The 23,683-nt window shown below is 46.4% G+C and carries 21 protein-coding genes; 16 read left to right on the top strand and 5 right to left on the bottom strand.

Features of this window, described 5'->3' with window-relative positions; genetic code table 11:
• Nucleotides 1-189: 189 nt before the first annotated feature.
• Nucleotides 190-1,749 (bottom strand): UDP-N-acetylmuramoyl-L-alanyl-D-glutamate--2,6-diaminopimelate ligase, encoded by a 1,560-nt coding sequence (locus tag QT987_RS00455; protein WP_333236321.1) that lies wholly within the window; start codon nucleotides 1,747-1,749, stop codon nucleotides 190-192.
• Nucleotides 1,750-1,948: 199 nt separating this feature from the next.
• Nucleotides 1,949-2,254: a glutaredoxin family protein gene (locus tag QT987_RS00450; RefSeq protein ID WP_333236521.1), complete on the bottom strand. Its 306-nt coding sequence runs from the start codon at nucleotides 2,252-2,254 to the stop codon at nucleotides 1,949-1,951.
• Nucleotides 2,255-2,462: 208 nt separating this feature from the next.
• On the opposite strand from QT987_RS00450, the gene QT987_RS00445 reads away from it, so the two are divergent.
• The 4 genes from QT987_RS00445 to QT987_RS00430 all read left to right on the top strand — a co-directional run bounded on the left by QT987_RS00445 (nucleotide 2,463) and on the right by QT987_RS00430 (nucleotide 7,127).
• Nucleotides 2,463-3,518: an acyltransferase gene (locus tag QT987_RS00445; protein ID WP_333236319.1), complete on the top strand. Its 1,056-nt coding sequence runs from the start codon at nucleotides 2,463-2,465 to the stop codon at nucleotides 3,516-3,518.
• A 315-nt stretch (nucleotides 3,519-3,833) separates the two neighbouring features.
• The gene (locus QT987_RS00440) at nucleotides 3,834-5,111 is read left to right on the top strand and encodes an ATP-dependent DNA ligase (protein WP_333236317.1); all 1,278 of its coding nucleotides are present in this window, start codon (nucleotides 3,834-3,836) and stop codon (nucleotides 5,109-5,111) included.
• 89 nt (nucleotides 5,112-5,200) lie between these two features.
• Entirely contained in the window at nucleotides 5,201-5,776 is a 576-nt protein-coding gene (locus tag QT987_RS00435; protein ID WP_333236315.1) for a Uma2 family endonuclease, read from the top strand.
• A 109-nt stretch (nucleotides 5,777-5,885) separates the two neighbouring features.
• Nucleotides 5,886-7,127, top strand: a complete 1,242-nt coding sequence (locus QT987_RS00430; RefSeq protein WP_333236313.1) for an exonuclease SbcCD subunit D — start codon at nucleotides 5,886-5,888, stop codon at nucleotides 7,125-7,127.
• 83 nt (nucleotides 7,128-7,210) lie between these two features.
• Here the strand turns inward: QT987_RS00430 and fmt are convergent, their stop codons facing one another.
• Together fmt and QT987_RS00420 are read right to left on the bottom strand one after the other, a co-directional pair.
• Nucleotides 7,211-8,209 (bottom strand): methionyl-tRNA formyltransferase, encoded by a 999-nt coding sequence (fmt, locus tag QT987_RS00425; protein WP_333236311.1) that lies wholly within the window; start codon nucleotides 8,207-8,209, stop codon nucleotides 7,211-7,213.
• A gap of 167 nt (nucleotides 8,210-8,376) precedes the next feature.
• Entirely contained in the window at nucleotides 8,377-8,577 is a 201-nt protein-coding gene (locus QT987_RS00420; protein ID WP_333236309.1) for a hypothetical protein, read from the bottom strand.
• A gap of 61 nt (nucleotides 8,578-8,638) precedes the next feature.
• Between QT987_RS00420 and QT987_RS00415 the strand changes: the two genes are divergently transcribed.
• The gene (locus QT987_RS00415) at nucleotides 8,639-8,773 is read left to right on the top strand and encodes a hypothetical protein (RefSeq protein ID WP_333236307.1); all 135 of its coding nucleotides are present in this window, start codon (nucleotides 8,639-8,641) and stop codon (nucleotides 8,771-8,773) included.
• Between the two features lie 104 nt (nucleotides 8,774-8,877).
• Here the strand turns inward: QT987_RS00415 and QT987_RS00410 are convergent, their stop codons facing one another.
• Nucleotides 8,878-9,051, bottom strand: a complete 174-nt coding sequence (locus QT987_RS00410) for a hypothetical protein (RefSeq protein WP_333236305.1) — start codon at nucleotides 9,049-9,051, stop codon at nucleotides 8,878-8,880.
• Nucleotides 9,052-9,130: 79 nt separating this feature from the next.
• Between QT987_RS00410 and QT987_RS00405 the strand changes: the two genes are divergently transcribed.
• From QT987_RS00405 to QT987_RS00355, 11 genes are all read left to right on the top strand, one after another.
• Nucleotides 9,131-9,682 (top strand): hypothetical protein, encoded by a 552-nt coding sequence (locus tag QT987_RS00405; protein WP_333236519.1) that lies wholly within the window; start codon nucleotides 9,131-9,133, stop codon nucleotides 9,680-9,682.
• A 65-nt stretch (nucleotides 9,683-9,747) separates the two neighbouring features.
• A complete protein-coding gene (locus QT987_RS00400) occupies nucleotides 9,748-11,088 on the top strand; it encodes an ABC transporter substrate-binding protein (RefSeq protein WP_333236303.1) in 1,341 nt (446 codons plus the stop codon).
• Nucleotides 11,089-11,659: 571 nt separating this feature from the next.
• On the top strand, nucleotides 11,660-14,173 hold the full coding sequence (locus QT987_RS00395; protein ID WP_333236300.1) for an MASE1 domain-containing protein: 2,514 nt from the start codon (nucleotides 11,660-11,662) through the stop codon (nucleotides 14,171-14,173).
• 296 nt (nucleotides 14,174-14,469) lie between these two features.
• The gene (locus tag QT987_RS00390; protein WP_333236299.1) at nucleotides 14,470-18,192 is read left to right on the top strand and encodes a response regulator; all 3,723 of its coding nucleotides are present in this window, start codon (nucleotides 14,470-14,472) and stop codon (nucleotides 18,190-18,192) included.
• Entirely contained in the window at nucleotides 18,185-18,559 is a 375-nt protein-coding gene (locus tag QT987_RS00385; protein ID WP_333143834.1) for a response regulator, read from the top strand. Before QT987_RS00390 ends, QT987_RS00385 begins: the two co-directional genes overlap by 8 nt.
• Nucleotides 18,556-19,614: an adenylate/guanylate cyclase domain-containing protein gene (locus tag QT987_RS00380; protein WP_333236297.1), complete on the top strand. Its 1,059-nt coding sequence runs from the start codon at nucleotides 18,556-18,558 to the stop codon at nucleotides 19,612-19,614. The genes QT987_RS00385 and QT987_RS00380 overlap by 4 nt, the downstream gene beginning before the upstream one ends.
• A 91-nt stretch (nucleotides 19,615-19,705) precedes the next feature.
• Nucleotides 19,706-20,224, top strand: a complete 519-nt coding sequence (locus QT987_RS00375) for a Ycf51 family protein (RefSeq protein ID WP_333082593.1) — start codon at nucleotides 19,706-19,708, stop codon at nucleotides 20,222-20,224.
• A gap of 217 nt (nucleotides 20,225-20,441) precedes the next feature.
• The gene (locus QT987_RS00370) at nucleotides 20,442-21,044 is read left to right on the top strand and encodes a Uma2 family endonuclease (RefSeq protein WP_333236295.1); all 603 of its coding nucleotides are present in this window, start codon (nucleotides 20,442-20,444) and stop codon (nucleotides 21,042-21,044) included.
• Between the two features lie 136 nt (nucleotides 21,045-21,180).
• Complete coding sequence (locus tag QT987_RS00365; RefSeq protein WP_333236293.1) at nucleotides 21,181-22,677, top strand: tetratricopeptide repeat protein; 1,497 nt, start codon at nucleotides 21,181-21,183, stop codon at nucleotides 22,675-22,677.
• A gap of 147 nt (nucleotides 22,678-22,824) precedes the next feature.
• Nucleotides 22,825-23,226 carry a type II toxin-antitoxin system Phd/YefM family antitoxin gene (locus tag QT987_RS00360; protein WP_333236290.1) on the top strand — a complete coding sequence of 134 codons (402 nt, stop codon included), beginning with the start codon at nucleotides 22,825-22,827 and terminating at the stop codon, nucleotides 23,224-23,226.
• On the top strand, nucleotides 23,213-23,554 hold the full coding sequence (locus QT987_RS00355; protein WP_333236287.1) for a type II toxin-antitoxin system PemK/MazF family toxin: 342 nt from the start codon (nucleotides 23,213-23,215) through the stop codon (nucleotides 23,552-23,554). Before QT987_RS00360 ends, QT987_RS00355 begins: the two co-directional genes overlap by 14 nt.
• Nucleotides 23,555-23,683 lie beyond the last annotated feature (129 nt).

Raw genomic sequence — 23,683 nt, 5'->3', positions numbered from 1 at the left:
TTCCTTCTCCCAGTGCAGAAATACAACAGTCAATGAGTTTGAGTTGTTTAGTCTCAGGATTAATCAGATATAATCTAGTGCCAATCAGATTCTATCGTCCTATCAATACTTAAAAATACAACAAATTTCACAGCCCACGAACAGCTAACAGTTAACAGTTAACAGTTAACTGTTAACTGTTAACCGAATTCATTTAACCGAATTCATTCTGGCTTTCAAGGCATCTCGCGCTTGTTCTCGATCGTCAAAATGGACTTTTTCGGTGCCCAAAATCTGATAATCTTCGTGTCCTTTCCCTGCAATCAGCACGCCATCTCCCGGTTTAGCGTCCATAATAGCAGTGCGAATTGCAGCGGCTCGATCGCACATCACTATCGGCTTTACTGTGGCGGGAATTCCTGCTAAAACATCCTCCAAAATGCGATCGGGATTTTCCGTGCGCGGATTGTCGGAAGTAACAACAGCTAAATCGGCTAATTCTGCCACAATTTTACCCATGATCGGCCGCTTAGTGCGATCGCGATCGCCACCGCAGCCAAACACGCAAATCATCTTACTCGGAATAAACGGCCGCGACGCCTTCAACAAGTTCTCCAAACTGTCTGGAGTGTGCGCGTAATCGACAATAACGCTAATATCTTGGTCGGGACTAATTTGCACCCGTTCCATCCGTCCCGGAACTCCCGAAAACTGAGATAATTTCTCCACAATTGCGGACAAATCTAAACCCAATTCTAAAACAGCACCAACAGCAGCCAACATATTTGATAAATTGAACTGACCGACTAAAGGCAAAGAAAAAGCTGTTTCACCCTTGGGAGTGTGCAGCATTCCCGTAACTCCATTAGGCTGATACTGCAAATCTGAAGCATACAAATCTGCCGTTTTGTCGCTAGTGCTGTAACTCCAAACTAGGTCAGATTTGAGGGTTTCAACTATCCGCTGCCCGTAGGTATCGTCAATATTAATCACAGCGCGATTTGCGAGGTAATCCGAACCAAACAAAAGCGATTTAGCCTCAAAATAATCTTCCATATCCCGGTGATAATCGAGATGATCTTGAGTCAAATTTGTAAAGACAGCAACTTCAAAACTACACCCCAAAACTCGCTGTTGCGCTAAAGCGTGGGAACTGACTTCCATTACCCCGTGTTTGCATCCGGCGACTACAGCTTCTGCTAATTGCTTTTGCAGGTCAACTGCAAAAGGTGTGGTGTAAAGTGCAGTTTGTTGGAATCCCGGCCAGCGAGTATAAAGCGTACCAAAAATTGCCGTCGGCAACTGCATTTCATTGAGCAAAAATTCGATTAAATGAGTGGTTGTAGTTTTGCCGTTAGTCCCGGTAACGCCGACAAGTTTTAATTTGCTAGCTGGATTGCCGTAAAAAGCAGTGGCTATTTGACCGCAAACTTGAGCCATATCCGCTGCTGCGATGACGCAGGGAACCTCTTCTAGCCCCTTGCTAAGGGGGGAAGGAACCTCTTCTAGCCCCCCCTTAGCAAGGGGGGGTTGGGGGGGTGTCTTCTCGGCTGCTTGGGTGGAAATTATGGCGGCAAGTGCACCAGATTCGATCGCACTTTGCCAAAAATCTCCGCCATCTACCCGAGTTCCCGGCATTCCCAAAAACAAATCGCCCGCCTGACAAGCGTGGGAATTAGTGGATAAACCCTTGACTTCGACATCGAGGGCGGGATGTTGGGCGTCAAAGGAAATGCTGGGAACTGCTGCTAATAATTCTCTCAATTTCATCTGAAAAACTCCTCACTTGGATGTCTTGAATATGACTGGCGGAACACATTGTTTGAGCCACTCTCTACAGGTTTTTGCTGTGGGCGGTGCAAAGCCTAAGTTTTTTTGGTGCGCGGTGTAAAAGCTCTCGCCCTAGAGTAAGCTGCACACCGAGCACCCCGAAGTCAGGATTAAAACCTGAGTTTTTGGGTAAATTGTATTATTGTGACAGATCGATTTGCAAATATTTCTGTAACATTTGCTCCAATTGGGCGACACTACAGCGGGGAGAAGGACGGGGTAACACTTCTTCAGGGGAGAATGCAGCCTCGCCAACAGAATTTGTGGGCTGAGGCTGCACTTTAAACAAAACTGGAACTTCGTACTGATAAGCTTGAAACCAGTCATCGCGTTCGGTAATATCTCGGACTTCGAGTTGAAACTGGAGGCTTTCAATCTGTTCGAGTTTTTCTTGCAACCCTTCGCACAAGTGGCATCCGGGTTTGCTGTACAAAATCAATCGCATCATAACAGTAAGATTAAACTCGATCTTAAATTCTCGAACCTGCGATCGCCATTGGGCTAACTCAACGCGAGTAAGACACAACTCACGGCTTTATTGGTCGCAATGCGCGATCCGATGTTATCTTAGCATTGACGGCAAACCGATTACGGTAATTTGCCATCTCAATGTAAATACAGGTCGATCTATCCATACACTCGGTCAGTAAAAAATGCAAATTACGCCTGAAATTTCTGGGAAAATTAAATTATTACGTCTCCCCCTAATTATTGGGATTGTTACTATTCACTCGTCTATAAATTCTGTGGGATATGCTGACAAATTTTTCCAGACTTTTATTGCGAGCACTTGGGGTGGTTCCTGCGTTTCTTTTTTGTTTGTTATTTCAGGATTTCTTTTTTTCAAAACTTTTAACTTATCGCTAAATTCTTACCAAGAAAAGCTCAAGTCTCGGTTTTGGACTCTCCTGGTTCCCTATTTATTTTGGAACTTAGCTTTATTGGCAATGGTCTTAATTGTCTTGAACATACCGGCAACAAGTTCTATTATTCAAGGTCATTACAAAAAATACATTGAAGACTACAGCTTCGCCAATTTTATAGATTGTTTGACGGGGTACAGAAACGGTTATCCGATCGCATTTCATTTCTGGTATGTCCGGGACTTAATCGCGATGGTGATTCTATCTCCGGTATTTTTACTGGTAGCTAGAAAGATACCCTATCTAGGTTTGGCTTTGTTTGCCGCGCCTTGGTTGCTGAAATTACAACTTGGTTTTATTAAAATCCAGTGGTTGGGGCCACTGTTCTTTTATTTGGGATGTCTGATTGCTGTTCAAAAATTGGATTTAACTTGGATCAATCGACGAAAAAGTTTGATCGTAAGCATATACTTAGCGATGGCTGTTGTGCTGGCAATAATGCAAACATCCGAAATAGAAACTTTCCAACACCTGTTTGAATGCTGCACCAGAGTAGTAGGTACGATGGCGATTTGGTGCGCTGCCGATTTGGTAGGTGGGAAGCTGCAAAAGGTGTGTTTAAATCTTTCGGGTTTGGCATTTTTTGTTTATGCTTCTCACGAACCGACGGTAACAGTTTTGAAGGAAGTTTTTGAGAAATTGTCAAAAACGCCAAATTCGATAACTGTCATGATACACTATTTGTTGATATTGACAATTTCCACTTTACTAACGCTGGCTGCGGGTAGTCTTTTACAAAGGTACACGCCTAAATTTTTCCAAGTGATAACAGGTGCCAGGGGATAATCATACAATTTTAGATTTTAGATTTTAGATTTTAGATTTTAGATTAGGGAGGGATGATTATCATCGTTTCGCTCTTGCCTACAGTAGCATTTTTTGGGGCTACCTAATATCAATTTTAGATTGGGGATTAGAGAGTTTAGATTACTCTCTTTCTGCTCTTCCTCTGTGCCCTCTGCGCCTCTGCGGTAAAAAAATAAATCTAGTTCACCAATGAAAAAGTTAAATTTATTCACACCAACTAATTTTCCAATTAGGATTGACTAATAAATCAAGCTTTAGTATAGTATAGAAATAGCCCTACATAAAGGAGGCAGTATGGACTGCACCGAATACGCAGAAGCCAAGCGAAAAGCAGCCAAAAAAATTAGCGGCGACATTCGAGAACGCTGGAACAATCGCATTGTTCAGCGAGAATTGCACTTGATGGGAGAAGCGGGAGCAGTGCAGTATTTAGCTGATTACGGGCGCGGCATCGGTACGGCAAAAGTTATTGGTTTTGCACTGTGCGCGGAGTCGGAAGGATACCCCGAAATGGCGATCGGCTTTTGGAAAAGAGCGTTTGAATTGGAAACCGGAGAAAAGCCGATCGCCCTCAATCCTCCAAACAATTCTACCACCAATCTTGCTCCTGCTGCAAAATCAACTTCCGCCCCAAAAATAGAGACTGTTAATAACCCCGTAGTTCCCGAATTGCCGCCGCATTTGCAGCCGGGAAGGATTGTCACGATGCAGCCAGTTGACGCGCCGAGTGAACGTTCTTATTACATCGAAAATCCCGATTATTGGGGACAGCCAAAGCGCGACGGCAATCGAGTAGTGGTCATCGCGACGCCAGATAAAGCATACTACCAATCGCGATCGACTAACCTGCGGCAACAGGCATCGGTTGAGATCGATCGCACATTAATCGACACAGCCGCTAAAATTGGCACCTTTATTTTAGACGGCGAACTGTATTACAAAAGCTGTACCGGCAGCGAACACCGCACCGGCGCGCAAGCTGCTACCGTTAATATTGAAAGCGGTTTTCCCACAATCCAGCCCAACGCAATTTATGGCATTTTTAAAAGTTTGTTTTTCAAAGGAAATGATTTAACTCCCGTGGCAGAATCCGAACGAATTGCAGCGGGAGTTGAAGTTGGCGAAATGCTGGCGAATTTATCCCCAGCCTTTGAAGTTGTACCGACATTTCGCACCACCGCCGAAAAACTCGTCCTGGCAAATCAGCAGGAATCTGAAAATAGAGAAGGCGAAGTTTGGGTGTTGCACAACTGCCAATATGTCGGCGGCAAAGATGTTAAGAAATATCCGATGGTGAGGACTAAATACTGTCAAGAACACGATTTATTTATTGTGGGTTTGACGGCGACCAAAGTTGCGGGGCGGCCGTTTAGTGCCGTCAAAGTAGCGCAAGAAATTGATGGCAAATTAGTCCCAGTAGGAACCGTGGGAACCGGGTTTAGCGGGGAGGAAATGCAGGAAATTGCCCGACTCTACGAGGCTAACCCCAAAAGTGTCAAAATTAAAGTGCGATCGCAGGGTTTGACGGAAAGTGGCAAATTATGGCACGCACGATTTCTGGAGTTTTGTTAAATTTGTAGGGAAACGGCACTGCCGTTTCCTTCCCCGAATATGTGAGTTCAAACACATAGTATCAGATAAAATCATCGGAGTAAAAATCAATGGTTATCAGCAAAAATAATTTCTACATTTCTCCAGAAGAGTACCTAGAAGGCGAGCGAGTAAGCCCGATCAAACATGAGTACAGACGCGGACACGTTTATGCAATGACAGGGGCAAAAAAGCCCCATATCATTATTGCTAGTAACTTAGTAAGGCGGCTGGGAAATCATCTTGATGACACCGACTGCATCGTTTTACCATCAGATATAAAAGTCAGACTGGAAGAGGCAAATTGCTATTACTATCCTGATGTAGCGGTGACTTGCGACGAAAGGGATACCTCAACTACTGAAGATTTCATTTTATATCCATCTTTAGTAGTTGAGGTATTGTCGCCCTCAACGGCAGCTTTTGACAGAGGCGATAAATTTGCAGATTACCAAACTTCTCCGAGTTTGCAAGAATACGTACTCATAACTCAATCAGAAATCAAAATTGAGTGTTTTCGCGTCAACGCTGAGGGAAATTGGGTTTCTCAGACTTACCGACAAGGAGAGGAGTTAGAGTTAACGAGTATAGATTTTCGCTGCCCGATCGCACAAGTTTATCAAAAAGTACCCGGCCTCATATTGTGATGTATGAAAAAAAAATTTCTTTGGTTCGTAGTCAGGAATGCAAGTTTTTCTTCTGAGGACTGAAGTCCTCACTAGGAACCGAAACGATAGCTAACAAATAGAAAAAACAATGATTAAAATCTTACACCTTTCAGACATTCACATGGGCAGCGGCTTTTCTCACGGTCGGATTAATCCAGAAACCGGTTTAAATACGCGGCTGGAAGACTTCGCGGCGACGCTGAGCAAATGTATGGATAGAGCAATTTCTGAACCCGTAGATTTAGTTATATTCGGCGGCGATGCTTTCCCGGATTCGACGCCTCCACCGTTTGTTAAAGAGGCTTTTGCTTGCCAATTCAGCCGCTTGGTGGACGCGCAAATTCCGACTGTTTTGCTAGTAGGAAATCACGACCAACATTCCCAGGGACAAGGCGGCGCGAGTTTGGGGATTTATCGGACTTTGGGGATACCTAAGTTTATTGTAGGCGATCGCCTGGACACTCACCTGATTCAAACCCGCAGCGGGCCTGTACAGGTGGTAACATTACCTTGGTTGACGCGATCGACCTTAATGACACGTTCCGAGACTGAAAGCCTGTCTATGGGCGATGTTAACCAATTATTAACCGAAAAACTGACGATCGCAATGGAAGGCGAAATCCGCCGCCTCAACCCCGACATACCAACCGTACTTTTAGCGCACTTAATGGCAGATAAAGCAAGTCTGGGCGCCGAGCGTTTTTTAGCAGTTGGCAAAGGTTTTAACATTCCCGTTTCCATGCTAACTCGCCCTTGTTTTGATTACGTTGCTCTCGGCCACGTACACAAACACCAAAATCTCAATGCTTCCAACAATCCGCCCGTAATTTATCCCGGAAGTATCGAACGAGTTGACTTTAGCGAAGAGAAAGAAGATAAAGGTTTTGTGTTAGTTAATTTGGAACGGGGGAAAGCAGAGTGGGAATTTTGCGCTTTGCCAGTGCGGGTGTTTCAGACGATTAAAGTGAATGTTTCCGAATCGGAAAATCCGCAAGCCGAGTTAGTTAAAGCTATTAGCAAGAAAGAGATACAAGATGCGGTTGTGAGATTAATTTACCAATTGCGATCGGAACAATTAGATTTAATCGACAACGCAGAATTGCACACACTTCTGGGGGAAGCGCACAGCTACACAATCCAGCCGGAATTAGTCAGTCAGTTAGCGAGGCCGCGGTTGCCAGAATTGAATGCTAATAATAGTATAGAACCGTTAGAAGCTTTGAAAACTTATCTGGCAAGTCGCGAAGATTTGAAAGATGTTGCGGAGAGTATGTTAGAGGCGGCGCAGGGTTTGTTGGGCGGCACGGAGGAAGTTTTAGTTGAATTTTAGGTAACTGTCGCCCATCTAATTACAGGAGGATTTTGCTTCCAAATATTGTGGGGTGGGCATCCTGCCCGCCCTAAACATACAATTTAACTCCCAAAAACCTCACCCACCGCCAACCGAGTTCCATTGGCAAAATCCACCCCAGACTGCACCTTTTTCCCCGCTAACTGCACCTCCCGCAACAATAATAAACCATCGCCAGTTTGGACGATCGCCCCCAACCCCTTCACAACCTTAACAACTTCCCCATTTGCGCCCGACAACTGGGCTAAAACAGGCCATTCGCGTTCCAAAACTCTCAAATCCGCTGGCATTTGCAGCCAATATTCCGGCCCGACGGGCACAGTAGCAATCACCTTCAGAGAATTGCCGCGAAAACTGGTTGTGCAATCCGGGAAAAAGCCCCTAACTTGATTGTGAAGGGCGATCGCACTTTTCGACCAATCCAGCACATAATCCGCACTCTTAATCATCGGCGCATAAGTTGCCTCAGCATCATCTTGAACAACAGCTTTAACCTTATCGTCTCTCAATTTCACCAAAGTTTCTATCAACAAATCCGCCCCAACTTCCGCCAACCTATCCGCCAAAGAATCAGCATTATCCAACAGTGAAATACCAGCAAAAGCCTTCAACAGCATCGCCCCAGTATCCATCCCAGCATCCATCAGCATAGTAGTAATTCCTGTTGTCTTTTCCCCGTCAAAAAGACAGCGCTGAATCGGCGCGGCACCGCGATACTTCGGCAAAATTGAACCGTGAACGTTAACGCAAGCCAAACTAGGAATATCGAGTATTTCTTGAGAAAGAATCTGGCCGTAAGCTACCACCACAAACACATCCGCCTGCGCTTCTCGCAACTTAGCAATGGTTTCAGCATCTTTCTTGATTCGTTGCGGCTGCCAAACCGGGAGACTGTGATTTAAAGCCACATCTTTTACAGGTGAAGGCATCAATTGATTCCCTCTTCCCCGGCGTTTGTCCGGCTGAGTCACCACACCCACTACCTCAAATTCTGGATGACTCAGCAAACTGGATAAAGTAGGAACAGCAAAGTCGGGAGTGCCAAAAAAGACAATTTTCATAGATTCTTCGTTATTAGTAAGTAGTCCTCAGTCATTACTCATTAGTCGTCAATTAGGTAATGGCAAAAAACCATAGTATATTATACAGACTATTCAGCGCGTAGCAGCTATGATACAAGCGAGTTTATGAGTATTTTCACTCACCGGGCTCGTGTAATATTTATTGGTCAGCTAAAACAATAATAGTTTGCTTCTAGATTATACACTTCGAGAATTGTTCCGAGTTGTGCGATCGGCAAAAAAAATCTCGATTGATACTCAGGTGCAGCCCAACTCGATCGATCAAAACCAATGAGTTTTATAGACGCAATAACATTTGCATCTATGCTTCCCAAGTTAACTATAACTGTTTTAGTAAAAATTTTCATATAATCTACATTTTTTACTGCTAATTTCAATTTTAGCATATCTACTAGAACAGGAAAATAATTGTCGAATTTTCTGCTAAAACTCAGCCGCAGCTTATTTGCCGACACCGCCGAACAAGAAAACTTTATTCATGCCGTCACTAATCCCCAAGCTTTTAATCCTGCTATTTTGTGGCTGCAACCACAACCAACATAAAACCCATTTAATCTCGAAATTCCAGTTTCTTGGCAACCCCAATTTGTAGATAGACTAGCCTTAGAATCCCAGCCGGGAAAACATTCCTTACATCAAGCAGGACATTACAACTGTCTCGACTTTTCCTCAATTTTCGCCGCCTCCACATTGTTAACAATACCCCAGCCAATCAAACTAATCTTAGATATGTGCGCCGCCCCCGGAGCAAAAAGTATATTTGCTTGGAAAACATTGAACCCAGAACTGCTGTTGTGCAACGAAGCCATAGGTAAACGCATGGGAATGCTTATCTCTAAGGAATGAGAATTAAATAACTTCCACTCTTGAAAGTGGGATGGGCGTCCCGCCCATCCCACAATAACAATTAAAATTGTAAGTTATTTAATTCGCGAGCCTAATTTTAAACGCTGCCAAATTCAACCATCAGCCGCCGCCAACGTCGATTCAAAAATACTTGCCGAAAAGATGCCACAAACGGCTAATTTAGTAATAGTAGATGCTCCTTGTACTCGTCAATCACTCTTAGCAAAAGGAGACAAAGCACCAGGCTGCTTTCATCATGTCACCATCAACAGCAATGCCAATCGCCAAAAAATAATTTTAGCCAATTCTGCTAAAATTGTAGCGCCCCAAAGTTATCTTGCATACATGAGCTGCACTTATTCAACAGCAGAAAATGAACAAGTCAGCGAAGGGCTGTTAAGCAAATTCCCCGAATTTGGGCTAGTCACTGTTCCTCATTTAGAAAAATATCGATCGCACCTGACAGAAATTCCTTGCTATCGGATGTGGCCGCAAGATAGACTAGGAGCAGGAGCTTTCACTGTTTTGTTTCAAAACACCTCCGATGGAGAGAGAAATCAGCTACCAGCAGATTTTCGAGATTTAGCTCATTTTACCAACCTCTAACTATCCGCGTCCATCCCCGTTCATCTGCGGTTAAAAAAATCTTCTTCCCTGAATCTAAATAAAAAATGATATTATCCAAATTATCCAAAGCAATTAAAAGACCACTAAAACTAGCGCTCAGCATTTTAATTACCTTAAATCTGCTAATATTAAGCGGCTGTCAAAACAGCACAACACCCGCAGCCAAAAACGGCGAACCGATCGAACTCACACTGTGGCACGGCATCAATCCCCCGCCAAATCGCGACGTATTTCAAACCCTCACAGACAAATTCAACAAAACACATCCTAACATCCAGATCAAACCAGTTTACATCGGTCAGCCCGACCAACAACTACCAAAAATACTCACAGCAATAGTTGGAAATGCACCGCCGGATGTGCTGTGGAATGGCCCCTCAATTGCAGGAAAACTAGCAGAACTCGACGCAATTGAACCCTTAGAAAACTGGCTCGACAAATCGCCCCGGAAAGCCGAAATCGACCCGGCACTCTTCGAGTCAATGGAACTCGGCGGACACACTTGGTCAGTTCCCCTAGGCACAAATAACGTCGCCATATTTTACCGTCCCAGTTTATTTGCAGCAGCAGGAATCAAAAAAGTGCCGCAGAATTGGGCCCAATTAAAGCAAGTAGCTCGATCGCTCACGCGAGATACCAACGGAGACGGCCGCACAGACCAACACGGCATAGTGCTCCCCCTAGGCAAAGGAGAATGGACAGTATTTACCTGGCTGCCATTCATGTTCAGCGCAGGCGGCGAATTCAAAGGCGAAATACCTCAAAGTCCTGTGCCCCAAATAGATAATCCCGGTTCTCACGCCGCCTTAGAATTGTGGAGCGACTTGTTAAAAGAAGGTTCAGCAATATTGTCAGCACCCGAACGCGGTTACGAACTCGACAACTTCATCGCCGGGAAAGTGGCCATGCAAATCACCGGGCCGTGGACGCTAGCACAGTTGGAGCAAAGCGCGATCGACTACGGAGCAATGCCTTTACCCATCCTCAAACGCCCCGCAGCCGTCGTAGGGGGTGAAAACCTATTTTTAATGAAAACCTCGCCAGAACGAGAGCGAGCAGCCCTAGTATTCTTAGAATACGTTATAGGTGAAGAATTCCAAACAGCATGGGCATTGGGAACAGGTTATTTACCCATTAACTTAAAATCGAGACAGAGCCAAGCTTATCAAAGCTTTGTGGAAAAAAACCCTGTTTTGCAAGTATTTTTAGAGCAAATGAACTCAGCCAGAGCGCGACCCATTATTTCAGGTTACTCCCGCCTATCAGAAAACCTCGGTCGCGCCATAGAGGCAACCCTTCTCGGCCGCAACCCCCAAGACGCCCTTAAAGAATCTCAAGAGCGTTTGACACTCACCTTAGATATTGCAACAGCCAAGGAGAAATAGACCAGAAAAAATATTTTTATTAGCTGTAAATTATCCGCTTTCACTGTATTCGATCGCAAGACTTGAAGTCTCGATTGAGTGGTTAAAAATCTAGTGAAAATTACTACCGCCTGCACTTCTAATCAGAAACCGTGTTTCTTGCCCCAAACTTACCGAAAAGCAGAGATTTTACGTCTCTGTTATTGGTATTTTAGGTATTTTAGGTATTTTAGGTATTATTGAGCATGGTGCAAGATGTTAGGGTGCATTGAGTTACGATCGCCCGACACAAAAAGACACCCGCTGTCGCTCGGTAATAAATTTTTAACAAAAACCAAAATTTACAAACCAATTGCTTAGCCATTAGAGATATATTTACAAAAAAGCGATACTCCCGAAATTCATGGGCAGATTTGATCCAACAAAAAAACCGCTCCCTCAACGGCACCACAAAAAGTTAGCTCAAAAGCTTCTCCCAGTACCTACCACCCATGACCTACCATCACCTAATAGAAACATTTTCTCTACCCTCTGCCTGTCCCGTGCCACATACTGAGACCCCAACAACAGTCCACCTTTTCCCCAAACGACCATGCAGACAAAGTTCCTTAATGCAATCAAAGGACATTCCTGGCGGTACTTCCTCGCAGTAGGCACGATCGCCCTGGTCTACTATTGGGCGTCGCAATTCGCCATTTCCACCCTCACCCTCAGTTCAGAAATTTACCCGATGTGGCCAGCAGCAGGAATTGCCCAAGTCGCCCTGCTGCTGTTTGGGCGGCAACTGTGGCCGGGAATCGCGATCGGAGGCTTCCTGTTCAGCATGAACGTACCGTCGGCAAACATCGCCACGGCATTGATATCGGCAGGCGCCAGAAGCCTGCAAGCGTGGACGGGAACTTATCTACTCCAAGGCCTTAACTTTAGCGCCGGGCTCGATCGGCTCAAAGACGTTTTAGGAATAGTCGGACTAGCAGCCTTGGGATCTACCCTGATCAGCTCCACCATCGGCAGTATCCTCGTATGCCTGAGTGGTATATCTAGCTGGAGCGATTTTGGCACGATTTGGGGGACTTGGTGGGTCGGAGACGCTATGGGAATTGTGCTCGTCGCCCCGCTGCTACTGACGTGGCAACAAATGCCCAAAGTCCCCACCCATCGCAAACAGATAGTTGAACGAGCGATTTGGCTGCTGCTGCTACTAGCAGTCGGCTGGCTCGTCTTTTGCTCCCGCACCCGCGCCGCCTACGCCCGCTATCCCCTCGAATACTTACCATTTCCCCTAGTAGTTTGGGCTGCCTTTCGATTCGGTCAGCGCTACACCGCCCTCTCCAACTTCATCCTCTGCGGCTTCGCCATCTGGGGTATCGCCCGAGGCAGCGGCCCCTTCCTCAAACACGCCAGCAGTATCCCCCAAGCACTGTTATCCCTGCAAGCCTTCATCGCCGTCATCGCCGTCACCGGCTTAGTCTTAGCTGCCACCGTCGCCGAACGCCACCAAGCAGAAGTCTCCCTGCGCGCCAGCGAAGCCAGCCTCGCTAACGCCCAACGCATCGCCCAGCTAGGCAACTGGGACTTAGACCGCAACGCCCAGCAATTGCGATGGTCAGAGGAAATTTACCGCATCCTGGGACAGGAACCCGGAACTTTTGAACCCAGCCTGGAAGCCTTCTTGGAATACGTGCACCCGGAAGACAGAGAATTAGTCAGAACCTCGATCGAAGCCGCTTTATTTCAGCAACAGCCTTACAGCATCGACTACAGGCTCATACTCCCCGACGGTAGCAACCGCACAGTCTACGAACAAGCCGCCGTCACCTCCCTCTACATCACCAGCACCGTCCAAGACATCACAGACAGAAAGCAAGCCGAAGCCGCCCTGCGTTCTTCAGAAGAAAGATTTTCCAAAGCCTTTCACGCCTCCCCAGTCGGGATCAGCATCTGCACCCTCACAGACGGATGCTTCCTCGATGCCAACGAAAGCTTTTTGCGCTCATTAGGCTGGCTGCGGCACGAATTTCTCGGCCGCACTCCCAGCGACTTAGGAATATTTGTCAATTCAGAAGACGGGGGGCGGCTCGCCCAGATTTTGCAATCACAAAATTCGATCAGCAACCAAGAAATCAAAATTCGCACCAAAGCCGGCGAAGTGCGCGACTGGCTGCTGTCAGTGGAACTCATCCACCTCGGCAGCACTCAGTGCGTTTTAATCATGACCACCGACATCACCGAACGCTTGCGTTCCGAAGAATTCCGCCGCGCCGCATTAGCCGCCGAAGCTGCAAATAGATCCAAAAGCATTTTTCTCGCCAACATGAGTCACGAACTCAGAACCCCCCTCAACGCAATCATCGGCTACAGCGAGATCCTGCAAGAAGACGCCCGAGACCTCGGTGCCGAAGAGTTCATCGACGACCTCCAGAGAATTAACACGGCCGGCCAGCACCTACTCGCGCTGATTAAAGATATTCTCGACTTGACCAAAATTGAAGCAGGCCGCATCGACTTCGACCTCGAAACCTTCACCATTTCAACTCTGGTTGAGGAAGTAGTTGCCACGATCGCGCCGATGGCAGACAAAAATAGCAATATTGTAGAAATACAATGCCCCGATGATATTGGCTCAATGCAGACCGACTTGACTAAACTCCGGCAGTCTCTGCTCAACATCCTCAGCAATGCCGCGAAATTTACTTGCTCCGGCGCGATTACCTTCGCCGTTACCCGATCCGTCGAACCCCCCGCCGACTCTGCAAAGAAAGGCAAAACACTTGGAGCGTATAGAGGAGGTGGCCAAAATGAAAATAGCTTGTCTCTATTATCTTCCGCTCAAGATTGGATCATTTTTACGGTCAAAGATACCGGCATTGGCATGAGTCCCGAACAGTTAGCCAGAATCTTTGAGCCTTTCACCCAAGCAGATTCCTCAACTACTAAAAAGTACGGCGGCACTGGTTTGGGGCTGACGATTACTAAGAAATTCTGCGAAATGATGGGCGGAGACATTACCGCATTCAGCGAGGTGGACAAAGGTTCTACCTTTACTATTCGGCTGCCAGCTATTTTCACCGACCTTTCAATCTCAACCGAAAAGTCTGACAAATAATAATTTATTGACATTTCTTTTCGAGCGTGGCCGGTTTTATTCGCCTCCGCAATTTGCTGATTCTTTCCCTAGCGGGTATCGAGATTTTAAACATATAGCCAAATCATTAAAGCAGTTAGGATATAATTAGCGCCGTTTAAAAAGTTTTGGAGAACACAGATGCTCAATAGGCTTTTCGATCCAACCTAAGATTTGCTTGCTCCCGTAGCTTTCGACTAACTGTATAGCTGCGTATATATAATATTATTAATTAAAAAGATATACTGTAGAAAGTTGCCTACAAAGTGCCAGAAAATATGCACCCCCACCTCCAGCGCCAACTCGAACAGCTCGGTTTAGTCGGCGAGTCTCCTCCTCCCACTGCTGAGCAGTGGCAGCTTTTATTAGAGCAGGTAAGTTGTAGCTATGACAAAGCTCAGAGTCAGCAAGAACTTCAGCAGCAGGATTGCTTGAACAACGAGACAGTGGCGTTAAAGGATTTAACAGACTCGCCCCAGTCTCCTCAAGACTCTCCAACAGCTTCAGAATTCGATCGACTGCGGGCGAGTGTCAACAGTTGGGGAGCGGGATTGTGTATCCTTGACGCAAAGGGCTGTGTAATCTCGGTGAATCCAGAGGCCGAACGCTTGCTGGGATGGCGAGAGTCGGAACTTGCAGGCGTTTCCCTGCTAGAGCGCATCGGGAAGCAAAACAAAGGCAACAAATCCCAAGTTTTGACGGAGCCGAAACAGTCGGCAAGCAAGAGTGAAGATAGGCCGATCGCACCTACACTAGATTTACAACAGGCGATCGCTTCGGGTCAACCTTGCAACAATTGGGACGACGAGTTTTTGTGTCGCGACGGCAAGATTTTACCAGTTTCCTATTTTTTCCATCCCGCCGTTGAGGGCAGCGAAATATCAGTCTTGGTGTTTTTTGACATTTTTGACATTAGAGAACACAAGCAATCGCTCTCGATACTGCAAGCAGTTCTAAAATCTACAGATGCAGGAATTCTGGCGGTTGACAGAAACGGCAATATATGTAATTATAATCAGAATTTTCTAGAGATGTGGGGTTTGTCCGCCAGCCAAGGAAAGTTGAGCCGATCGACCTTCGGCACACTCACAAACACGATCGAAACAGGATTCCCCTTCGACAGGGAACAATTAAAAGACCCGCAAGGATTTCTCCAAAACGTGATCAAAGTGTCGGCAGATCCAGATACTCAAATCAGCGACTTATTAGAATTTAAAGACGGAAAAATTCTTGAATTAAATTCGTTGCCCTCAAAAGTCGGAGCGAAAACAGTCGGTAGAGTCTGGAGCTTTCGAGACGTTACCAAACTCAAAAAAGTAGAACAATCTTTGCAGTATCGAATAGAATTAGCTCAGTTGATTGCCCATTTGTCAACCCATTTCATCAGCCAGCCCTTATCAGAAATAGACAAAGGCATCGATCAAACCCTGGAAGCGATCGCCACATTGAGCGGGTTTGACCGCAGTTACATCTACCTGTTATCATTCGACAAAACCCGCGCCGACAAAACCTACGAGTGGTGCGGCGAAAGCATTCCGGCAGTCAAAAACAGCACCGACAAACCAATAGACATCGCACAAATCCCTTGGATCGCAGAAAAGCTCGATCGCGCCGAATGCCTCTATATTCCAGAAATCGGCGAACTCCCGCCCCCAGCAAAAGCCGAAATTGCCTATTTTATCGGTAAAAATCCAGCCCAATTCCAGACAGACTCCCCATCCCAAACAGTCAATCAAACAGCAACCGCCTCAATACCTGCAATGGGCGCTTCCATCAATAAATTAGAATCACAAAAACAGCTAAAAAATATCCAATCGCTGATAATTATTCCCCTAATTGGTTGTAGTAAAAACCTAGTAGGATTTCTCGGATTCGAGGGCTTAAAGCAAACAGCAGGTCGAGCAACCGAAATATCCCCACAGCTAAAAATGGTAGGAGAAATGCTCGCCAATGCCCTAGAGCGCAAGCGAGCAGAAGCAGCCTTGAGACAATCCGAAACAAAATACCGCAGCATCTTTGAAAACGCAGTCGAAGGCATATTCCAGACAACGCCTTCCGGGTACTACCTCAGCGGCAATCGCGCACTAGCCCGAATTTACGGCTACGAATCCAGTACCCAAATGCTCGCCGAACTCACCGATATCAACCGTCAATTTTACGTTAACCCCAATCGGCGCGCCGAGTTTATGGCCGAATTGGGCGCGCGCGGCCAAGTGTCAAAATTTGAATCCCAAGTATACCGCCGAGACGGTAGCACAATCTGGATTTCCGAAAACGCCCGCAGCATCTGCGACGAAAGCGGCAGCGTTTTGTACTACGAAGGCACAGTCCAAGACATCACCGATCGCAAACAGGCAGAATCCGCCATGCAGTTGGCCCTAGAAGCAGCAGAATCAGCCAACCGGGCAAAAAGCACATTTCTCGCCAACATGAGCCACGAACTTCGCACACCCCTCAATGCCATCATCGGCTACAGCGAAATGCTCCAAGAAGAAGCTGAAGAATTGGGCGATGAAGCTTTCGTCCCCGACCTCGAAAAAATCTGCAGCGCCGGCAAACACCTGCTGTCGATGATCGACGACATCCTAGATATCTCTAAAATTGAAGCAGGTCGAATGGATCTCTACTTAGAAACCTTCGACATCCATAGCTTAATTGAAAGTGCTGTTGCCACGGCCAGGCCGCTGGTAGAGAAAAACGGTAATACCCTAGAAGTGTACTTTCCAGACAACCTCGACACCATGCACGCGGACATGACCAAAGTGCGGCAAGTGCTGCTTAACTTGCTCAGCAACGCTGCCAAGTTCACACAAAACGGGAGAATTGCGATCGGAGTAGAAAGATTTAAAAATGAACAATTAAAAATGAAAAATCAAGAGGAATCTTCCCAAATTTTAATTTCCAACTCCGAATTTTTAAGTTTCCGCGTCGCCGACACCGGCATCGGCATGACAAAAGAGCAATTGCAGCAAGTTTTCCAACCTTTCACCCAAGCTGATGCCTCGACTACTCGCAAGTACGGCGGCACCGGTTTGGGACTAGCAATCAGCCAGCGCTTCTGTCAAATGATGGGCGGCAGCATAGAAGTCAGCAGCATCTTGGGCTCCGGCACCACTTTCACCGTGCTCTTGCCCAGCGCCATCAAACAGCCGGAAATCCCCAACAAAGTCCACGACAGCACAAACCCTCCCGACGCCCCCGCTGTCGGCACGGTGCTGGTAGTTGACGACGACCCGATCTCGCGGGATTTAATCCAGCGCGCCCTCAGTCGCCAAGGACTGCACGTAGAAGTCGCCGGCGGCGGCGAGCAAGCTCTCCGGCTGGCTAAGCAACTACGGCCAGACGCCATTACCCTGGATGTGATTATGCCCGGAATGGACGGCTGGGCGGTACTCTCAGCGCTGAAGGCAGATCCTGACCTTGCCGAAATTCCCGTAATCCTGCTATCCTTTGTGGGCAACAAAAGCCTCGGCTTTGCATTGGGTGCCTCGGACTACCTCACCAAACCAGTGGACGGCAAACGGCTGGCTGCCTTGTTGAACAAGTACCGACGCGACCAAGACGGCGTTGCAAGTAACAATTTGACCTGTCAGATTCTAATTGTGGAAGACGACGTTGCCACGCGCGAAATACTGCGATGCGTACTAGAAACACAAGGCTGGGCAGTAACGGAAGCTGATAGCGGACGCGCTGCTCTCGATCGGCTAAAAGTTGCTCGCCCGCACCTGATATTACTGGATTTGATGTTGCCAGAAATGGATGGTTTTGAGTTGATCGGGGAAATTCGCAAATCCCATTCGGGAGATCCTATACCGATTGTTGTGATCACGGGGAAAAATTTGACACCGACCGAAAGCCAGCAGCTAAACGGCTACGTCGAGCGGGTGCTACAAAAGGGAGTCTACAGTTGCGATACTTTGTTGCGCGATGTTCGCTCTATAGTCAATGACAGGTTCGATCGCAGGTACGACTCGAAAGGCAAGGAGAACACCAATGGCTAAAATCCTGTTGGTCGAAGATAACGAAATGAATAGGGATATGCTTTCCAGGCGTCTGGCCCGCAAGGGACACGAGGTCTTTATTGCTGTTGACGGTGCTGAGGGAGTGTCGATGGCGCTCGCGAAAGTACCGGATTTGATTCTGATGGATATGAGTCTGCCGGTTCTCGACGGGTGGCAAGCAACGCAGCAAATTAAGGCGGCTTCTGAAACTAGCACGATTCCGGTGATTGCGCTGACGGCTCACGCAATGGCGGGCGATCGTGAAAAGTGTATTGCCGCCGGCTGCGACGACTACGACACCAAACCGGTCGAGTTTCCTCGACTTTTGGGTAAGATTGAACTGCTTCTAAAAAAGGCTATGACATGAAAGGTGACGAGGGCAGCGTGCTGGTTGTTGACGACAATGAGGTAAACCGCGATTTGCTGGCCCGCCGACTTCAGCGTCAAGGCCACGTGGTGACTGTTGCTGAAGATGGTCTGCAAGCTCTGGAAATGTTGCGAAGCGATCCTTTTGATTTAGTTCTCCTAGACATTATGATGCCGCAAATGAACGGCTATCAGGTGCTGGAAAATCTGAAGGCGGACGAAAAGTTGCGCTACATCCCGGTGATTATGATTTCGGCGGTGGACGATATCGACAGTATCGTTCGGTGTATAGAGTTGGGGGCGGAGGATTATCTTTCTAAACCGTTCAATCCGGTATTGCTCAAAGCTCGGATTAGCGCTTGTCTGGAAAAGAAGCGACTGCGGGATAAGGAACAGGCCTATTTACACGAGTTGGCTCAGGAAAAGGAAAAGTCCGAGCGTTTGCTGTTAAATATTTTACCGAGGGCGATCGCACAGCGCCTGAAACACGGGGAAATTACGATCGCAGACAGTTTCGCTGAGGTGACAGTGATGTTTGCCGATTTGGTCGGTTTTACTAAGCTTTCGGCTCATTTATCGCCTGCCCAATTGGTGGAGTTGCTCAACGAAATTTTTTCGGCTTTTGACGAGTTGGCCGAGCGCTACGGACTTGAGAAAATTAAGACGATCGGCGATGCTTATATGGTAGTTGGCGGTTTGCCGACGCCCAGCGAGGATCACGCGGAGTCGATCGCCGAAATGGCGCTGGAAATTCAAGCAGCAATGACTAAGATGCGTACCAAGGGAGGTCAGCCGCTCAGCATTCGCATCGGCATCCACACAGGCCCGGTGGAAGCTGGGGTAATCGGTACTAAAAAATTTACTTACGATTTGTGGGGAGATACGGTAAATACAGCTTCCCGGATGGAATCTCAAGGCGTCCCCGGCAGCATTCAGGTGACAGTTGCTACCTACGAACGCTTGCGGGGTAAGTACGTTTTTGAGGAGCGCGGCGTGATTCCAGTGAAGGGGAAAGGCGATATGATGACTTATCTGCTTGTGGCCCGAAACGCTTAATTAATCATTGGGCATTGGGCATCGGGTATCGGTAACTAATATCAACAGTCAACAGTCAACAGTCAACAGTCAACAGTCAACAAATCATCAAATGAGCGTAAATTCTAACCTTTTAATGTACGCCCAATGGGCGGGAATTCTGACAGTAGCTTTAGCTATTCTAACAGTTATAGCATTTATCTTCAAATGGGGTTTTCGCTTCCGATTGGTAGGAGTGACAAGCTTTATGGGCGTGATTGCTGCGAGTATATTCGGTCTTGGTTTGGGACTGTTTTCCCGTACAGAAATTCCGGGTGCAGTTCGCTATTCTTTAGTTTACGATACTGGCGGCGCTCAAACAGTAGTTACTGTGCCACCTACGATCACGGAATCGGAATTAGAAGCAACGATGCAGCAAGCGGCTGCGGATTTGTACTCTCCAGGGCGATCTGGGCGCGGAAGAGACTACATGACAATCCGGGTTCGTACAGTGGTACATCCTGAACCTGGGCTGTCGCAGCCGCTGTTTTTGGGCGAGGTGAGGCGATCGCTCGCGACTCGATATGATGACAAAATGGCGATCGAAATCTTCCCCGAAAAAGTCGCAATTTTGAAAAAATATCAAGCTTAAAAGATAGCAATGTCGGACACGGAAATCCCGTTTCCCTAGCCCAAAATCATCGATCTACTCGTTCCCAGGCTCTGCCTGGTAACGCAGAGCCGGAGGCTCTGCCTCCAATTTCTCAGGCGAGGCAGAGCCTCTAGATATGGGCTCCCAGGCAGAGCCTAGGAACCAGTTAGATCGAACCTTGGGATGCAATGTCCAGTCTAGGGATTATTTAAAATAAATGATTGCAACTACCAAACAAAAATTAAAATTTAACGAATTTATTGCAATTTGCCCAGAAGATGGTATTTATGAATTGCTGAACGGAGAAATTGTCAAAATAGCAATTACCAGAAATCATGATGACGTGGCTGAATTTACAGACAGACAGTTTTATCAAGAGATCGATCGCCTGAAACTCAACTATGTAGTAAAACGAGGTATCACGATTAAAACTACCACAAAAGAAGGTACGGAACAAGGACGAGTTCCTGATGTCAGTGTTATCGATCGCACTTTGTGGCGTGCTGAACGCAAAGCTTATGTCGCACTGGAATCGCCGATTCAGTTAGCTGTCGAGGTAGTATCAACGAATTGGGAAGATGATTATGTTGATAAGCTAGATGAATACGAACGCTTGGGCATTGCTGAATACTGGATTATTGATTATTTAGCAATTGGAAAAAGAGAGTATTTGGGAAACCCGAAAATTCCGACGGTATTTGTTTTTTCGCTAAATACTGAAGGCAAATATCAGCGCACTCAATTTAGAGAAAATGAACAAATTGTTTCGCCCACTTTTCCCGAATTAGTGCTGACGGCGACTCAGGTATTGTCAGCTTAGTTCGGTTGTGTTAGTCTGGATAAACATTGAAGTTGCAAAAAATACTTTAAGATTATTAAGATTTTGCTCGGCTGATTAAAGGAATTAAGCAATTTCAAGAGAGTCTTGCACAATTTGAGCCATGAGGTGAGAAATTATGGATTGGAATGAACTGTACAATTTAGGCTTAGGCTTGTTTGAAAAAGCAACCGCCTTTTTCGACGAAGCTTTAGAAATCAAACCAGATCCCGAAGCCTATTACAATCAGGGCGTTGCACTGGGTAATTCAGGGAAATTTCAAGAAGAGCTAGCCTCCTATGACAAAGCCTTAAAAATCAAACCTGATTATCACCAAGCCTGGAGCGATCGGGGCGGTGCGCTAGGTAATTTAGGAAGATTGGAAGAAGCGATAGCCTCCTTTGACAAAGCGTTAGAAATCCAACCGAGCTATCACGGAGCCTGGTTCAATCGGGGTACTGCACTGCTTTATTTAGGAAGAACTGAAGCAGCGATCGCCTCCTTCGACAAAGCCTTAGAATTCAAAGCAGATGATTACTCAGCATGGTCTAATCGGGGAGTTTCACTGTATAACTTAGGAAGATTTGAAGAAGCAGTAGCTTCCTACGACAAAGCCTTAGAATTCAAACCAAATTTTGACTACGCTTGGAGCAATCGGGGCAATGCAATGAATAGTTTAGGCTTGTTTGAAGAAGCGATAGCTTCATGCGACAAAGCCGTAGAATTCAAACCAAATTATTACGAAGCTTGGTTCAATCGGGGCAATGCACTGCTTTATTTACGAAGATTTGAAGCAGCGATTGCATCTTACGACAAAGCTTTAGGAATCAAACCAGATTATCACGAAGCCTGGGGCAATCGGGGCAATGCACTGGGTAATTTAGGAAGATGGGAAGAAGCGATTGCATCTTACGACAAAGCCTTAGAATTCAAACCAGATTCTCACGAATCCTGGAACAATCGGGGCAATGCACTGGGTATTTTAGGAAGATGGGAAGAAGCGATCGCCTCCTGCGACAAAGCCTTAGAAACCAAACCTGATTTTCACGAAGCCTGGACTAATCGGGGCTATGCACTGGGTATTTTAGGAAGATGGGAAGAAGCGATCGCCGACTACGACAAAGCCTTAGAAACCAAACCTGATTTTCACGAAGCCTGGACTAATCGGGGCTATGCACTGGGTATTTTAGGAAGATGGGAAGAAGCGACCGCCGACTACGACAAAGCCTTAGAAATCAAACCTGATTTTCACGAAGCCTGGTACAATCGGGGTTCTGCAATGTATAAATTAGGAAGATTTGAAGAAGCGATCGCCGACTACGAAAAAGCCTTAGAAATCAAACCAGATTCATACGAAGCCTGGAACAATCGGGGCATTGCACTAGCTAATTTAGGCAGATGGGAAGAAGCGATAGCCGACTACGACAAAGCCTTAGAAATCAAACCAGATTATGACGAAGCATTCTATAATAAAGCTTGCTGCTATGCGTTACAGAGTCAGATTGACCAAGCGATTCAGAATTTGCAGCAAGCCATCAATCTGAATCCTGACAAATACCGAGAAATGGCAAAAACTGACTCGGATTTTGACAGCATTCGATCTGATGTTCGGTTTCAAGCCTTGATTCAAGAATAGGGATTTGCCCTTGGGCGGGGCGGGTTTATGAGATTGTCGGTTTTAGGCAATTATTGTTGGTAAAACCCGCCCTTACAGCATCAAAAATACTTTTCAACCGAAGCTAGTGGACACGATATGATAGAAGAATTAGTAGCGAGGTAAAAGATGACTCAACTAAATGTAACTGTAACTAATGACAGATTTTCCCAACTCATCGCCCATGTCGAGGAGACTGGAGAACGAATTGTCATAGAACAGGAAGGAAGGGCGATCGCTGCTATCATTACTTATGCAGACCTGAAGCGACTGGAAGCCCTAGAAGCTGCCCTAATTAACAAAGCAAAACTAGAAGAATATGAATGGCTAAAAGCTGCGATCGCAAATCCAGCATTTGATTCTCTGAGAGACTCAGCAGAAGATATCTACACTTTAGCTGATGGCGTGCCATTCCACGACCCTGAATGGATTAAAACAGTAGCGATCGAGCCTCATTTTGGTTCGATCGTAGACCCGGAAGAAGACATTTATACCATAGCTGACGGTAAACCATTCCATGACCAAGGGTAAGATTTTCCTAGTACCGTTTCCCTATGATGATTTATCGGCCAACAAACTACGTCCAGCAGCTTGTTTGACTAACCCTTTGGGAGCGCGGCGTCATGTTATTCTTGCTTATATTACAAGTCGCTTGCCAACAAATCTACTGGAAACAGATATCGTATTAGATGCTTCTTATCTCGACTTTCAGGCTTCAGGGCTGCGGGTGCCATCTACTATCAGGCTGCATCAACTGGTAAGTGTTTCTACAGTGGTTGTTCAGCGTGAGTTAGGTGAATTGTCATCAGATACACAGGCTCAAATTGCTGAAAAGCTCTACAATTTGCTAAGTCAGTGATCGCCGATAGGTGAAAATTATATCAGGACTTACGCAACTTTTAAAGTTTTACACTACCCGTAGTAATAAAGGCCACAATGCACTACAAATAGGGTGAATGTGTAAGTTCTGTTAGATATTGGGTGAGGT

It is taken from the genome of Microcoleus sp. SVA1B4 (assembly GCF_036700545.1).
Taxonomy (GTDB): Bacteria; Cyanobacteriota; Cyanobacteriia; order Cyanobacteriales; family Microcoleaceae; genus Microcoleus.
Note: the sequence above shows the minus strand (reverse complement) of the source record. Positions and strands in the feature narration are given on the sequence as shown.